At 36.5% G+C, this 15293-nt stretch carries 19 protein-coding genes; 6 read left to right on the plus strand and 13 right to left on the minus strand.

The annotated features are described in order from the left end of the window. Window positions 1–99: 99 nt before the first annotated feature. From FBT53_RS14210 to FBT53_RS14270, 13 genes are all read right to left on the minus strand, one after another. Complete coding sequence (locus FBT53_RS14210) at window positions 100–1599, minus strand: M20/M25/M40 family metallo-hydrolase (protein ID WP_136951859.1); 1500 nt, start codon at window positions 1597–1599, stop codon at window positions 100–102. A 51-nt stretch (window positions 1600–1650) separates the two neighbouring features. Beyond that, complete coding sequence (locus FBT53_RS14215) at window positions 1651–1875, minus strand: hypothetical protein (RefSeq protein WP_136951860.1); 225 nt, start codon at window positions 1873–1875, stop codon at window positions 1651–1653. 1 nt (window position 1876) lies between these two features. Next, window positions 1877–2638, minus strand: coding sequence for a tryptophan synthase subunit alpha (trpA, locus tag FBT53_RS14220; RefSeq protein WP_136951861.1), 762 nt, complete (start codon window positions 2636–2638; stop codon window positions 1877–1879). Between the two features lie 75 nt (window positions 2639–2713). Next, window positions 2714–3895 (minus strand): tryptophan synthase subunit beta, encoded by a 1182-nt coding sequence (gene trpB, locus FBT53_RS14225; protein ID WP_136951862.1) that lies wholly within the window; start codon window positions 3893–3895, stop codon window positions 2714–2716. Continuing rightward, window positions 3876–4505 carry a phosphoribosylanthranilate isomerase gene (locus FBT53_RS14230; RefSeq protein WP_136951863.1) on the minus strand — a complete coding sequence of 210 codons (630 nt, stop codon included), beginning with the start codon at window positions 4503–4505 and terminating at the stop codon, window positions 3876–3878. Before FBT53_RS14230 ends, trpB begins: the two co-directional genes overlap by 20 nt. 3 nt (window positions 4506–4508) lie before the next feature. Then, on the minus strand, window positions 4509–5297 hold the full coding sequence (gene trpC, locus FBT53_RS14235) for an indole-3-glycerol phosphate synthase TrpC (RefSeq protein ID WP_136951864.1): 789 nt from the start codon (window positions 5295–5297) through the stop codon (window positions 4509–4511). A gap of 95 nt (window positions 5298–5392) precedes the next feature. After that, on the minus strand, window positions 5393–6385 hold the full coding sequence (trpD, locus tag FBT53_RS14240) for an anthranilate phosphoribosyltransferase (protein WP_136951865.1): 993 nt from the start codon (window positions 6383–6385) through the stop codon (window positions 5393–5395). Window positions 6386–6504: 119 nt separating this feature from the next. Further along, entirely contained in the window at window positions 6505–7071 is a 567-nt protein-coding gene (locus FBT53_RS14245; RefSeq protein ID WP_136951866.1) for an aminodeoxychorismate/anthranilate synthase component II, read from the minus strand. Window position 7072: 1 nt separating this feature from the next. Continuing rightward, window positions 7073–8473, minus strand: coding sequence for an anthranilate synthase component I family protein (locus tag FBT53_RS14250; RefSeq protein WP_010519832.1), 1401 nt, complete (start codon window positions 8471–8473; stop codon window positions 7073–7075). A gap of 220 nt (window positions 8474–8693) precedes the next feature. Then, window positions 8694–9176, minus strand: coding sequence for a hypothetical protein (locus tag FBT53_RS14255; protein ID WP_136951867.1), 483 nt, complete (start codon window positions 9174–9176; stop codon window positions 8694–8696). Window positions 9177–9350: 174 nt separating this feature from the next. Beyond that, window positions 9351–9920 (minus strand): YceI family protein, encoded by a 570-nt coding sequence (locus FBT53_RS14260; protein ID WP_136951868.1) that lies wholly within the window; start codon window positions 9918–9920, stop codon window positions 9351–9353. A 26-nt stretch (window positions 9921–9946) separates the two neighbouring features. Further along, window positions 9947–10579, minus strand: a complete 633-nt coding sequence (locus FBT53_RS14265) for an NAD(P)H-dependent oxidoreductase (RefSeq protein ID WP_136951869.1) — start codon at window positions 10577–10579, stop codon at window positions 9947–9949. A 1-nt stretch (window position 10580) separates the two neighbouring features. Continuing rightward, the gene (locus tag FBT53_RS14270) at window positions 10581–11027 is read right to left on the minus strand and encodes a MarR family winged helix-turn-helix transcriptional regulator (RefSeq protein ID WP_136951870.1); all 447 of its coding nucleotides are present in this window, start codon (window positions 11025–11027) and stop codon (window positions 10581–10583) included. A gap of 133 nt (window positions 11028–11160) precedes the next feature. Between FBT53_RS14270 and FBT53_RS14275 the strand changes: the two genes are divergently transcribed. From FBT53_RS14275 to FBT53_RS14300, 6 genes are read left to right on the plus strand one after another with little or no spacing between them, the layout of a single operon-like run. Then, complete coding sequence (locus FBT53_RS14275; RefSeq protein ID WP_136951871.1) at window positions 11161–11694, plus strand: TlpA disulfide reductase family protein; 534 nt, start codon at window positions 11161–11163, stop codon at window positions 11692–11694. A gap of 9 nt (window positions 11695–11703) precedes the next feature. After that, window positions 11704–12300, plus strand: coding sequence for a thioredoxin family protein (locus FBT53_RS14280; protein WP_136951872.1), 597 nt, complete (start codon window positions 11704–11706; stop codon window positions 12298–12300). A 49-nt stretch (window positions 12301–12349) separates the two neighbouring features. Beyond that, on the plus strand, window positions 12350–12664 hold the full coding sequence (locus FBT53_RS14285) for a rhodanese-like domain-containing protein (protein ID WP_136951873.1): 315 nt from the start codon (window positions 12350–12352) through the stop codon (window positions 12662–12664). A 54-nt stretch (window positions 12665–12718) separates the two neighbouring features. After that, window positions 12719–13999, plus strand: coding sequence for a DUF2851 family protein (locus tag FBT53_RS14290; protein WP_136951874.1), 1281 nt, complete (start codon window positions 12719–12721; stop codon window positions 13997–13999). A gap of 8 nt (window positions 14000–14007) precedes the next feature. After that, entirely contained in the window at window positions 14008–14235 is a 228-nt protein-coding gene (locus FBT53_RS16330; RefSeq protein ID WP_136951875.1) for a PspC domain-containing protein, read from the plus strand. A 3-nt stretch (window positions 14236–14238) separates the two neighbouring features. Continuing rightward, window positions 14239–15249: a TrkA family potassium uptake protein gene (locus tag FBT53_RS14300; protein WP_136951876.1), complete on the plus strand. Its 1011-nt coding sequence runs from the start codon at window positions 14239–14241 to the stop codon at window positions 15247–15249. The last annotated feature ends 44 nt before the right edge of the window (window positions 15250–15293 follow it).

Consider the following 15293-nt stretch of genomic DNA (forward strand, 5'->3'; position numbering starts at 1 on the left):
ACTATGTTAGTGGATGTTAATGCGTTATTAGTTATTGCTTTACAGTCACTAAAAAGCTGAAGTCAAAGCCAGAAAAGTAATTTTTATAAAATAACGGTATTACTTCATAGGTGTGCTAAGCATGTTGTAAAAGGCACGAATTCCGTAGGCCAATTGTCCAATTTTTAAATTCTCATTTGGGCTATGCTGGTTGTTATCAGGATTTACCATAGGAACAATAAAAGCTGGAATCTTTAATTCGTTTATAAATGGAGAAATAGGAACAGTACCACCCATTATGCGTATTTGTACCACATCTTGCCCATAGGTGCTTTGTAGGGTATTGGCTAGGAACACCCCGTAAGGATTGTCCAAATCCGTACGGAAAGCATCCGTAACCCCACGTTCGTTAATGGTAATTAATTTGTCAAATTGTAAACGCTCCGCATTTGTAGGTACGTGGTCCAGTACTTTAAAGCCTTGTTTGGCAATGTGTTCTTTTACTAATTTTTTTAGTCGGTTGCCATTGCTCTCTGGTACTAAGCGTAAGTCCAATTCGGCCGTAGCACTTTCTGGAACAATAGTTCTGGCAGCATCGCCTGTCCATCCAGAGCTTAGACCACGAATGTTTAAACTAGGGAACTGTAAAGACTCTTGATAATAACTGCCAACTTTTTCCGCTGTTTTAAACTGAAGTTTTTCTTTGATTACAGCGTCGTCATCCGGCACTTTTTTCAAAACCGCTTGGATGTCATCATTTATAAAAATTCCATCATAGTACCCAGGAATGGTAACTTTGCCGTCCGTATCCTTCATACTTGCTAATAAATGGGCTAACTGGAATCCAGGATTGGGAGCATAGTTTCCATAATGGCCACTATGTTGGGGTTTAATTGGTCCGTAGGTGGTTAAACTTAATGTGGTTATACCACGGCAACCGTAAACCATAGTAGGTAATCCAGAGCCATGGCTTGGCCCGTCTGAAATCACTAAAAAATCGGCAGCCAGTAATTCTCTATATTGCTTCACCGCGTTAGGAAGGCTTTTGCTACCTTTTTCTTCTTCGCTATCTAAAATAATTTTGATGTTGTACGGAAATTCCTTGTCATCTTTTTTAAGTAAATCCAAGGCATGCAAAAACATCACTATGGGCCCTTTATCATCAGAGGTAGAACGGCCAAACAGGCGCCAATCATAATTTATATCTTCATTTAGCGCAGAAAAATCTACAGTTTCAAAACCATTCTCAACAGGTTTTTTAAGAACCGTATTGTACGGGTTTGGTTGGTCCCACTTAATTGCATCAACACCTTGGCCGTCTAAATGCATATAAAATAAGATGGTGGTTTTACCATCTTTCATTGGGGTGTTGGCAAAAAATAGAGGTAAACCTTTTGTGTCTAAGATAGCCGAATTAAATCCGCGTTTATCAAACTGTTTTTTTAACCAAAAGAGATTGTTGTCTATATCATCTGGGTTTAGGGCATCATTGGGTATGGCTACAAATTCACGTAAATCTGCAATGGCAAGGGCAACCTCAGATTTTACTTTTGTAGAATCTTGGGCGGCTAATGTTGATGAAACACCAATGACGAGTAAGGCTAAAATAGTTCTGAACATGAAGAATAAATTGGTTAGTGAAAAATATCTCAAATTGTAACCTTATCCAATTTATCCTGACTTTTTCTTTACAAGAGCAAGTGCAATTCTTCTTAGGAGTAACAAAAAAGGAAATCCGTGTAGCAGAATATCAAACCAATCCATGAATTTCATTCCTACGCCACCGCCTGCAACCCATTTAATTTTACCCCAAAGATGTGGTTCAGGAAAAAACGGGGCTAGCCCAAGCGTTAAGCATAGCAGTAATAGAATACGGAAATCGTCAATCCATTTCATATTACCTAATCTCCTTCACAAATGAATCAATTTTAGTAGTGCCGTGAGTGGTTAAATGTTTTATGAAGGCCGAGCCAATAATAGCCCCTTTAGCTCTAGAAGTGGCAGCTGTAAACGTTTCGTTATTGCTTATGCCAAAACCAACTACTTGAGGGTTTTTAAGCTTTAAACCATCAATTCGTTGAAAGTATTCTGTTTGTTCGTTTCCAAATCCGCTTTTAGCACCCGTGGTACTTGCAGAACTTACCATGTAAATAAATCCTTCAGAAGCTGCATCTATCTGGCGAATCCTAGCTTCGCTGGTTTGTGGCGTTATTAAGAACACATTAATTAAACCGTGAGCTTTAAAAATTGCTTCATATTCTTCCAAATATACATCCAAAGGTAAATCTGGGAGTATGAGTCCATCAATCCCCAGCTCCTCACATTTTTTACAGAACGCCTCTACACCATATTGCAAAACTGGGTTAAAATACCCCATAATAATCAGAGGAATGGATACCTTTTTTCTGATATCCTTTAATTGCTCAAAAAGTTTGCTCGTAGTCATACCATTTTTAAGAGCAGCGGTAGAGCTTTCTTGTATGGTAGGGCCATCTGCTAAGGGGTCGCTAAACGGTAATCCAATTTCTATCATGTCTACCCCGGCTTTTTCCAGTTCTTCAATAACCGTTACGGTATCCTCTAATTTTGGATAGCCAGCAGTGAAATATATAGAAAGTAACTTTTGTTCTTCTTGTAATTTTTGGTTTATTCTATTCATCTAAAATAGTTTTAGGTATGAAGGTTTGCCTTTTAATTCCTAAGTTTTTGTTCCCCAAATCTTAAGTGGGTATAACTACAGTTTAAAATAATCTATATACGTCTGTAAATCTTTATCCCCACGTCCAGATAGGCTAATGACCACAACATCATCGGGTTTAAACGTTTTATACTTGAATAAAGCCAATGCATGAGAGGTTTCTATGGCGGGAATGATACCCTCTAATTGGGTTAATTCTAAGCCCGCTTCCATGGCTTCATCATCTGTAGCCGAGTAAAATTCGCCCCGTCCAGATTTGTACAAATGCGAATGTAAAGGCCCAACCCCGGGATAATCTAGACCTGCAGAGATAGAATAAGGTTCTGTAATTTGCCCGTCTTCCGTTTGCATTAATAGTGTTTTACAACCGTGAATGATGCCTTCTTTACCCAATTTGGAAGTAGCGGCACTTTCACCAGAATTTACACCTTTACCAGCCGCTTCTACTGCAATAATGCCTACTTCTTCTTCATCTAAAAAGTGATAGTACGTACCAGCAGCATTACTACCGCCACCAATACAGGCTACTACATAGTCTGGAAGTTCGCGTCCTTCTTTTTCTTTTAATTGCCATTTTATTTCTTCGGATATTACCGATTGAAATCTGGTAACCATATCCGGGTAAGGGTGTGGCCCAATGGCAGAACCAATTATATAGTGGGTGTCTACTGGGTTGTTAATCCAATCTCTAATAGCTTCATTGGTAGCATCCTTTAAGGTTCTACTACCAGACAATGCAGGTTTTACCGTAGCGCCAAGCATTTTCATACGGGCTACGTTGGGTGCTTGTCTTGCAATGTCTATCTCTCCCATATACACCACACAATCAATCCCCATTAGGGCACAAACCGTTGCCGTAGCTACCCCATGTTGGCCAGCGCCAGTTTCTGCAATGATGCGTTTTTTACCCAGTTTTTTGGCCATTAAAATCTGACCTATGGTATTGTTAACCTTGTGTGCTCCAGTATGGTTTAAATCTTCTCGTTTTAGATAAACCTTACAATTGTATTTTTTTGATAAACGATTGGCGAAATACAATGGACTAGGACGGCCCACGTAGTCTTTCAAAAGCTGATGAAATTCTTTTTGAAAATCATCTTCGTACATCAACTTTAAATAATTTTGGCGTAGCTCTTCTACGTTAGGGTAGAGCATTTCTGGAATAAATGCGCCGCCAAAATCCCCATAATATCCGCGGTCATCTACGTGATACTTCATCGTCAATTCTTTTTTTAAATGCTATTAGTTTTTCAATGTCTTTTTTTCCAGGTTTGGTTTCAAACCTACTGTTCACATCTATGGCGTAACAGTATTTGGCCTCTGGCCGATATAAAAAAGTTAATACTTCATCTATATTTTCTAATCCTATACCGCCGCTTAAAAAATAGGGTTTGGTAGACGGATAGTTATCCAAGACTTCCCAATCAAACGTGTAACCGTTGCCTCCGGGATTTTTCCCTTTGGTATCAAAAAGGTAATAGTCGCACACGCCCTCGTACGGTTTCAATACAGAAAAATCAAAGCTATCTGCAATACCAAATACCTTAATTACTTTAATATTGAGGTTTCTTATGCGCTCACATAATTCTGGTGGTTCTTGCCCGTGCAATTGCACCATTTGCAACCCATGTAGGCTTACTTTTTTTAAAATTTCTTCTATGGATGCATTTACAAAAACACCTACTTTGCACACCTTTCTCGTGATTGTGGGGATAACCCCAACAAGATTACGAGGCGATTTATCATAGAATATAAATCCCATGTAGTCTGGCGCTATAGCCGCTACTTCTTTGGGGTTATATTTCATTCCACAAACCTTTAGTTTCATGGCCTAAACGTTTTGTAAAGCATTAATAAAATCTAGGGCGCTTTGCCCTGGATTTTCGGTTTTCATAAAGTTTTCACCTATTAAAAAACCTTGGTAACCGTATTGTTTTAGCTCATTTATGGCAGCTACGGAACTAATACCGCTTTCAGAGACTTTTACAAAATCGTTTGGTATTTGTGTAGCAAGTATTTTACTGGTTTCTAAGCTAACCTCAAAGGTTTTTAAATTACGGTTGTTGACGCCCAACATATCTAAACTAGGCATGATGGATTTTTGTAATTCTGCCTCATTATGTACTTCTAGCAATACGTCCATTCCTAAACTTTTTGCCAGTTCTGATAGTGATTTAATTTCTTTTTGCGAAAGCACTGCAGCTATTAAAAGGATAACATCTGCGCCGTGTGCTTTGGCTTCTAAAACTTGGTATTCGTCTATCATAAATTCCTTGCGAAGCAGGGGCATGGTAACACATGCTCTAGCCAATAACAAATCTTCAATAGAACCTCCAAAGTATTTAATATCCGTAAGTACACTCATACCACACACGCCAGCATTTTCATAACCTTTGGCAACCATTGCTACATTGGTATTTTGGTTTATGGCCTGCTTGCTGGGCGAGCGCCTTTTATGTTCTGCAATAATACCAGATTGGCTATTTCTTAACGCCGTAGACAAGGATGTACCTGTTCTATTAAAAAGAACGGATTTTTCCAATTGGGTAGTAGGAATCAACCCTTTTTTTAAATCGACTTCTTTTCTCTTGTCAGCAACTATTTTATCTAGGATGTTCATGTTTTCTTTATTTATTTCTTCTTTTTCTATTGACGAAAAAGAATTTGAGAATCTAGCTTTATTAAACAATTATTTAAAGCATCAACCAGTAATCACTAATTACTCAATGCCCTTAACTTGTTTAAAGCCAAAAGTCCCTTGCCGTTTAAAAGCGATTCCTTTGCTTTTTCAAAACCTTCTCTGGGCGAACAATTTTCTACCGTTGCAATGGCCACCCCTGCGTTGGCGCAGACTACATTATTTTGTGCTTCTGTACCTTTGCCATTTAGTATATTCAGGAATATTTGAGCAGAATCCGCAACATCATCACCACCAACAATTTCAGAAGCTTTTACCGCTTGTATACCAAAATCTACGGGTTCTAGCATGCTTTCTGTACCATTAGAAATGGTCTTGGTAGCACCTGTTAAACTAATCTCATCATAACCGTCTAACGCATGTAATACCGTAAAATTTTTATCTGTGTTTTGATACAGATAGCCGTACATACGCGCTAGCTCTAGGTTAAAAACCCCTACCATTTGGTTTTTAGGAAAGGCAGGATTTACCATGGGGCCTAGCATGTTAAAAAATGTTTTAACGGCCAATTCTTTACGGATTGGACCAACATTTTTCATGGCTGGGTGAAACAAAGGAGCGTGGAGCACGCAAATACCCGCTTCCTCCATGGATTTTTTAAGAAAATCGGCTTCATTACTAAATTTAATGCCTAAAAACTCCATGACATTACTACTTCCACATTTGGAAGAAACCCCATAATTACCGTGTTTGGTTACATGAATACCCGCACCAGCGGTAACAAATGAGGCTAGAGTAGAGATATTAAAAGTGTCTTTGCCGTCTCCGCCCGTGCCACAAAGGTCTATAGGATTGTAAGCGCTTAAATCCACAGCAACGCACAATTCTAACAAGGCGTCTCTAAAGCCTTCTAATTCCTCAATGGTGATGCTACGCATCATGTAAACAGTTAGGAAAGCCGCTATTTGACTGGTGTTATAATCGCCCTTGGCAATATTGACCAGGATTTGTTTGGCATCGTCCTTAGACAGGATTTCGTGATTAATTAATCTATTTAGTGTCTCTTTCATTCACTTTACTTTTTTTCCGCTAGGGCGGAACTTGCTTTTAGCTATTTCTTCAATTGTATGTCAAAACTTGGCGTTACATAGCTCCTTTAAATTGACCTTATTTATATCTTTTTGCCTTGCTATGAACCTGCTAACCAGTTCTGCAACATTTGTTTGCCTTCTGGAGTTAAAACGGATTCTGGGTGAAACTGAACCCCTCTAACATCATGGGTTTTATGTTTTAGGGACATAATTTGTCCATTTTCATCAAAAGAGGTGGCTTCCAAACATTCTGGTAATTCTTTGTTCACTACCCAAGAATGGTATCTGCCAACTTGTATTTTTTTGGGCAATCCTTTAAAAATATAGTCTTCTCCCGTAATTTCTATTTCTGTAGCAATACCATGGTAAACTTGGTCTAGATTCACTAAGCTTCCACCATAAACTTCTCCAATGGCTTGTTGCCCCAAACAGACCCCAAATATTTTTTTGGTGGCCCCGTACGTTTCAATAATAGGTTTTAACAAACCAGCCTCGTCTGGGATACCAGGGCCTGGAGAAAGCACAATTAATTCGTAATCAGCAACCTCTTCCAGGGTTAATTGGTCATTTCGTTTTACAATTACCTCGCAATCCAATTCTTCTAGATAGTGCACTAGGTTATAGGTGAAACTATCGTAATTGTCAATCATTAATACTTTCTTCATCTTAGATAGTTTCTGCAATTTCTAAGGCTTTGTTTAAAGCGCCAAGTTTGTTGTATGTTTCTTGTAATTCGTCTTCTGGGTTAGATGCAGCAACCAAACCGGCACCAGCTTGGTAATACAATTCGTGATTCTTGCTTAGGAACGTTCTAATCATAATAGCATGATTAAAGTTGCCGCTAAAATCCATGAATCCAATTGCACCACCATAATAGCCTCTACTGGTTTTCTCATATTTTTCTATGAGCTGCATGGCCATATGCTTGGGCGCGCCACTTAGAGTACCTGCTGGGAAAGTGTCTGCAACTATTTTTAAAGTTGGTATATCTTCCTTTTTCATCCCAGTAACCTTGGAAACCAAATGGATAACGTGAGAAAAGTATTGTACCTCTCTATAGGTGTCTACATTTACCGTATTGCCGTTTCTACTTAAATCGTTACGGGCCAAATCTACCAGCATTACATGTTCGCTGTTTTCCTTATCGTCTGCTGCCAGCTTTTTGGCTAGTTCTGCGTCTCTTTCATCGTTGCCTGTACGCTTGTACGTACCGGCTATGGGGTGAATTTCTGCTTTACCATCTTTAACGATAAGCTGTGCTTCTGGGCTACTTCCAAAGATTTTAAAATCGCCATAATCAAAAAAGAAAAGGTACGGGGATGGATTTATGGAGCGTAGCGCACGGTATACGTTAAACTCATCTCCCTTAAATTTTTGGGTGAATCGTCTAGATAGAACCAATTGAAAAACATCTCCTCTCTGGCAATGTTTTTTGGCTATCTCTACATGCTTTTTGTACTCAACATCTTCTAGATTAGAGATAGGAGCGCCAACTCGATTAAAATTGTACGAAGCAAAAGTTCTGATGTTGAACAAACGCTCTAGCTCTTCTAAGTTGTTTTCAGATTCGTAACAATGGGCAAATAAATAGGCTTCGTTTTTAAAGTGGTTAATGGCAATGATATTCTGGTATACCGCATAGTAGATATCTGGAATATTTACAGAATCATCTTTTTTTCTAAGTGCTAAATCTTCAAAATATCTTACAGCATCATATGCCATAAATCCAAACAGCCCGTTGGTTATAAATTTGAAATCATGTTCTGGCGCCTTAAAACTTTTTGCGAAAGCATCTACTTCTGCCACAACATCTGTTTCTGGGGTAATATTGGTTACGGAAATTGTGCCATCTGGATATTGTTTTTCTAAAACTTCATTTTCTACCTTAATATGTGCAATAGGGTTGCAGCAGATGTAAGAAAAGCTATTATCGTTGGCGTGGTAGTCACTACTTTCTAATAATATGCTATTAGGAAACTTATCTCTAATTTTTAAATACACACTTACCGGCGTAATGGTGTCTGCCAGTATTTGCTTGTAGTGTGTTTTAAGTTCAAATTGTTTCATTTTTAGGGTTCTTTGCGGTATGCTGTTAAAATTTTAGTTGTGATGTAAAATGGAAAAAGGCCTGTCGTGATGACAAGCCTTTTTCTAATATTGTTATAGGTAGGACTAGCTCACGACGTTATTCGTAAGTTACTCCACCACCAATTATTTTTTATAAACATTTTCATTGCCGTAAATATAGGAATGAAAATTTAATTGACCAACATTTTAATTGATCTCCTTAAATGCCGTAACTATTATCGGCATCTTGTGCGTCTTGCAAAAGTTGTTTGTCCTTTTCTAAGTAGCTTATAAGATAATCATTGCTATGCCAATTGTTATCTCTATGCAAACTGACTTCTATTTCCCTAATGTCCTGTATCTCTTCAAAATTTACATTGATAACGGGGTCTTGCAAATACCAATGGTATACAATATTACCATGATTATCAAAAACAGCTGCTAGTTTAGTAAATATTGTAAATCTAGATATGTTTGCTGTCAGATATTCTTCTATGTGATGCTGAACATCCATTTCGTTTTTAAACGATTGAATTTGAAATGGATTGAACTCAGAAGTGATTATTAATTTTAGATGCCATGGATATTTGGAGCGGTCAATCGTCTCAAAATTGTTATCGTACACATTAAAAAACACAGGTGTTTGTTGTTGTGTTAAAGACTCATTAGCTAAGTGGTAGTTGTAATCTGTATTTTGTAGCATAGTTATTGGTTTTATCTGCTACAAATATTTAAATACCCTATGATTTTTTGTTAGCTAACAGGATAAGGCAATTATAACTGTAGATGAGTGGTGCAAAAGTGTAGGTGAGGTGGATAGGAAAAAAGCCCACTCAAAAAGAGTGGGCTTTTTTAATTCATGGATAATTAGTTCTTATTAGAATACCAAATCAACAACCAAATCAAATTCGTCATAAATTGTTTTGTCTCCTAAGTTGTCAAAAAAGCTACCAGAACCATATCTGATGTCGTACTTTGTTCTATCTACCTTTAACGTAGCAGTGGCTTTGCTGCCGTAAACCGAAACATCAAAAGTTACAGGTTCTGTGGTACCTTTAATGGTTAAATCTCCTGTAACTTCATAGGAATTTTTACCCGTAGCTTTTACGCTACTAAAAACCAATTTAGAAGTGGTGTGTTCTTCTATTCCAAAGAAATCAGCTGAGCTTAAATGCCCGTCTAGTTTACCTTTCATGTCACCTTCTAAATCCGTGGTGTTTATGGTGGTCATATCAACAACAAATTCTCCACCAGTTAATTTATCATCTGTAAAAGATAAAAATCCTTCTTTTAAAGAAATGGTTCCTTCATGCGATCCAGTTACCTTGTAACCTTTCCATGTTACTTTGCTTTTTTCTGTGTCTACAGGTTTTTTACCATCGATTGGGTTTGCTAGGGCGGCGCCAAATACTAATGTTAGTGCTAAACTTAATAATGTAGTTTTCATGTGTTTACTATTAAAAATGTATTAATTTATATAAATGTAAAAAGGTCCTCTTTTGATTTACGCACTTTTTCGTAGTGTTGGGTTTGGTCTTCTGTAGACCTATAGCCAATTGGTAAAACTACCGTTGCATTTAAACCTTTAGAAGGGAGATCTAAGATTTCATTGTATGTGGCGTTGTCAAACCCTTCCATAGGGCAGCTGTCTACTTGTAATGCAGCACATGCATCTAGCGCATTGCCTAAAGCGATGTATACCTGCTTTGCGGTCCAAATATTTTTCTGTTCAGCAGAGAGCTCATTTATTTTAGACTTCATAAAATCAGCATAGCCAGTAAGCGCTTCAGTAGGTAGGTTTCTTATGGCACCTACATTTTCTAAATAAGCATCTATGTAAGCGTCATCTACGTTAGTCTTATTTGCAAAAATTAGTAGATGAGAAGCATCAACAATTTGGGATTGTCCCCAAGAAGCAGGTTGCAATTTTTGTCTAAGTTCTGCATCGGTCACCACAAATACTTCGTAAGGTTGTAAACCATAAGAGGATGCACTTAGTTGTATGGCTTCTAAAATTTGCTCTAAATCTTTTTGAGAAACTTTTTTTGTATCGTCAAACTTTTTAACGGCGTAACGCCATTTTAAGGGGGTTAAAATATCACTCATTCTAAAATTTATCTAATAGATTATTTAATTGTTTTAAATCTTCGTCCGTAAAACTTTTAGTTAAATCATTTTCTTTGTTTAAGAGGACCTTGTCAATTTCCTCTAAAGCGGCCAAACCATTCTTTGTTATGCGTATTTCAACTTTTCGTCTGTTGCTAGCGCATACTTGCCTTTCTACATATTCTTTTTTAATCAGCTTGTCTACCAATCTGGTTGTATTACTCATTTTAGATACCATGCGCTCACTTATGGTAGATAGGTTGGCTGGTTTCCCTTTTTGACCTCTTAAAATTCGAAGCACATTAAATTGTTGTAGAGAAACATCAAAAGGTTTTAAAGCATTGTTAATTTGTTCCGTAATCATATTACTCACCATCTGTAGGTGTATAATGCTACGTTGTTTTATTGGTATTTCTTTTGAAGTTTTTATTAGCTTTTCAACATTCATGTATTTACAATAATTGTATATACAAATGTATGTTCTTTTTGAATGGAAAAGATTATTTTAGCACTAATTTTGTGTTAAAATAGAATGGTAAGCTTTATAGGGCTTTTAATTTTAGGACCTTAATTAGGTTAGGATGAGGATAATATTGCTGATTTTTTTATTTGTAGGATTGAGCTCCTGTAAAAACAAAAAGGAAGAGGTTACAAATAGCATAGAAAAGAATGAAGATTTTGCAGAGGGCGTTGGTTTTCCTATCTATAATTATGAGGGATTAAAACCTTTGCTACATAAGGAAGATGATAAAACATACATTGTAAATTTTTGGGCAACTTGGTGTAAACCATGTATAGCAGAATTGCCAGATTTTGAAAAAGTGTATTTAGAGCAAAAAGAGAACAACGTAGAATTAATTCTAGTGAGTCTTGATATGCCTAATATGTGGAAAAAAAGATTGGTGCCTTTTGTGGAAGAGCATAAACTAAAAGGCAGAGTGATTATTCTGGATGACACAAAGATGAATGATTGGATGCCGCAGGTGAACGAAAATTGGGGTGGTGGCATACCAGCTACATTAATATACAACAAGGATAAACGTTTGTTTTTTGAAGAAGGTTTATCTTATAATAGGTTAACTGAAGTTCTAAACGAATTTATTAAAACCAGATAAAAAAGAATTATGAAAAAGTTATTTACTAACCTGTTAATATTGCTTTTTGTAGCGGTAGGATGGGCTCAAAATGGGTACGAGATTGGAGATAAAGCATCTGACTTTTCTCTAAAAAATGTTAATGGTAAAGTGGTTTCTTTGGTAGATTACCCAGAAGCTAAAGGTTTCTTAGTCATTTTTACGTGCAATACATGCCCATATGCACAAGCTTACGAGGACCGTATTATAGAATTGCACACAAAATATGCGCCAAAAGATGTACCCGTTATCGCTATAAATCCAAATAACCCAGTGGTGGAACCTGGTGAAAGTTTTAAAGAAATGATTGCGAGGGCAGACGCAAAAGAAATGGAATATCCATATTTAGTAGATGAAGGACAAAAAGTTTTTCCTCTATACGGAGCTACTAGAACGCCGCATGTTTTCTTGTTAGAAAAAACACAGAATGGTAATATAGTGCGTTACATAGGTGCTATTGATGATAATTACCAAAATGCTGCACTGGTAGAAGACCGCTACGTAGAAGATGCGGTAAATGCTATGCTGGCCGGTAAACAAATAGAAGTAACAACAACTAAGGCAATAGGTTGTTCAATTAAAATTTAAACATTAACGGCGTTTAGCCTAATTAATTCTCAAGATTAAAATAAAACATATGGCAAACTTATCTCAAGAAGCATGGGAAGAACAGTTGGAGAATGATTCCAACGCGTTTATACTAGATGTTAGAACACCAGAAGAAGTAGAAGAAGGATACATACCGGGTGCTACAAATATTGATTTTTATTTAGGTCCTGATTTTTTGGCAGAAGTTGAAAAGTTAGATAAAAGTAAAAATTATTATGTGTATTGCCGTTCTGGTAACAGAAGTGGACAAGCATGCGCTATAATGGAAAATGCTGGATTTAAAAGCGCCTTTAATTTAGAAGGTGGGTTTATGAACTGGCAGGGAGCGGTAGTAGAAGATTAAACTTATTTTTTTTGATGAAGCCTCGTTGCTTGTAGTTTGCTGTATATTAGCAGTATGCGAGAAGACTTACTTCATTTTATTTGGAAAAATAATAAGTTAAGAGGCAAAAGCCTTGCTACAGAAAAGGGTCAGCCAATAGAGGTGTACCAAAGTGGTACTTTAAATCTATTTTCTGGCCCTGATTTTTTTAATGCAAAACTTAATATTGGTGGACAAGTATGGGCTGGCAATGTAGAAATGCATATAAAATCTTCGGATTGGTACATACATGGGCACGAAGCCGACTTGCGGTACAATAATGTGATCTTACATGTAGTTTGGGAAAATGATGTTGAAGTCTTTAGAAAAGATGGCTCTAGTATTCCGGTTTTAGAATTGAAAACAACCGTGGATAAGGAGTTTTTAAATTCTTATAATAACCTACTACGAAACACCAAAAAGTCTTTTATTAATTGTGAATCCCAGTTATTGCAAATAGATTCTTTCATTATAAAGAATTGGCAAGAAAGGTTATACATAGAGCGTTTACAAGATAAATCGGCTTTACTTTTTCAATTATTAGAAGATTCTCAAAACGATTGGGAAAAAGTGCTTTTCTGCATGCTGCTCAAGAATTTTGGTTTAAATAGAAATGGCAATGCCTTTTTGGAATTAGGTAAAGCAATTGATTTTTCAATTATTCGTAAAGTAGCGCCTAACATATTACAGTTAGAAGCCTTGCTTTTAGGGGTTAGTGGCTTATTAGAGGGATTAGAAGGTGTCCATTCTTACGAAAAGCAGCTGATTAACGAGTATAATTTTTTAAAAATTAAATTTCAATTAAAAAGTCAGGTTGCCAAGCCAGAGTTCTTTGGGCTTCGTCCTTCTAATTTTCCTACCATCAGATTGGCACAGCTTGCTCAGTTGTATCACAAAACCCAAAATATTTTTAGAAAAGTAATTACGGATGGAGCAGGTGTAAATACTTCAGTTTTTAAAGAAGTTGCTGCATCTGACTATTGGAATACACATTATAACTTTGGTAAAGTATCAACGCATAGAAGAAAAAAAATATCAAAGACATTTATAGATTTGTTGGTCATTAACACTTTAATACCAGTAAAATTTGCTTATCAGAAGCATTTAGGTAAGTTACAGCCAGAGGTTTTAATAGTACAAATGCGCAGCTTGTCAGCAGAGAAAAATACTATAAATACCAACTATAAAAACTTGGATGTTCCGGTAGAAAATGCATTGGATTCACAAGCAAATTTACAATTGTATCACAAGTATTGTGTTAAAAATAAATGTTTGCAATGTGCGCTTGGACACCAACTTTTAAGAAGAAATAGCTAATTTTAACCATGCAATGGTTTTACGATTTACTTTATTACTTTCAAAAGCGGGGCTTTGAAGTTTGTGAACGCATAGCTGGCCTAATAGGTATTAGGGCAAGAGTGGTACGTACAACTTTTATCTATCTAACCTTTGTAACACTCGGTTTTGGTTTTGCATTATATTTATTTATTGCTTTTTGGTTAAAGATTAAGGACCTTGTATATACCAAAAGAACTTCCGTCTTTGATTTATAATTTATGATTAAATTATTTAGATCCAGACTCGCTATAGCACTTACTTTAATGTGTGTTATATTTATTATTGGGGTTTTTGGCTATCGTATCATGGCAGGGTATACGTGGATAGAAGCCATTTACATGACCATTATTACGGTAACTACTGTTGGTTTTTCAGAAGTAAGACCTTTAGATACAAATGCGCAGATATTTACTGTCTTTTTAATCATTGCTAGCGTGTTTATTTTTGGTTTTGCTATTTCTGTAATATCAGAATATATTCTAAGTAGAAATTCCCTTCAATTATTAAAAAAGAAAAAAGTAATGAACAAAATTAATAGTTTGGAGAATCATGTGGTTGTCTGTGGTTATGGGCGTAATGGTCAACAAGCAGCGGAAAAGTTAAAGGCCTATAAAAAGCCTTTTGTTGTTATAGAAAAAGACCATGCTGTGATAGAAGCTTTTGAAGATGATATACTTTTTGTGGAGGGCGATGTAAATGATGATGAAGCTCTCATGGCTGCAGGCATAAAAAAAGCGCAATATTTAGTTACAGCATTACCAGACGATGCTCTAAATCTTTTTGTGGTGCTGTCTGCAAGGCAATTAAATAAAAACTTGTTTATTATAAGTAGAGCGTCTCAAGTTAATTCCGTTAAAAAATTGCAATTTGCCGGTGCAGATAAGGTAATTATGCCAGACAAAATTGGTGGTGACCACATGGCAAGTCTGGTAGTAATGCCAGATTTAATCACATTTATGGATAAACTATCCATAGAGGGTGAGAATACTACTAATTTAGAAGAGGTAGAGATTACGGATTTTACAGATCAAATAGATTGCCAATCCATTAGAGATTTAGATTTAAGAAGAAAAACGGGATGTACAATAATTGGTTACATAGATCCACAAGGAAATTACATCATTAATCCAGAAGCAGACCAACAACTAGAGCCAAAGGGAAAGGTTATTGTATTAGGTAGACCAGAGCAAATACAAAAACTGAACCAAATGTTTGAAATTGGCGGATAAATAACAACTAAATTTGATTGAGTTGTAATTTTTTAGGATATTGT

Source organism: Flavobacterium sp. ASW18X (assembly GCF_005144745.1).
Lineage (GTDB): Bacteria > Bacteroidota > Bacteroidia > Flavobacteriales > Flavobacteriaceae > Croceivirga.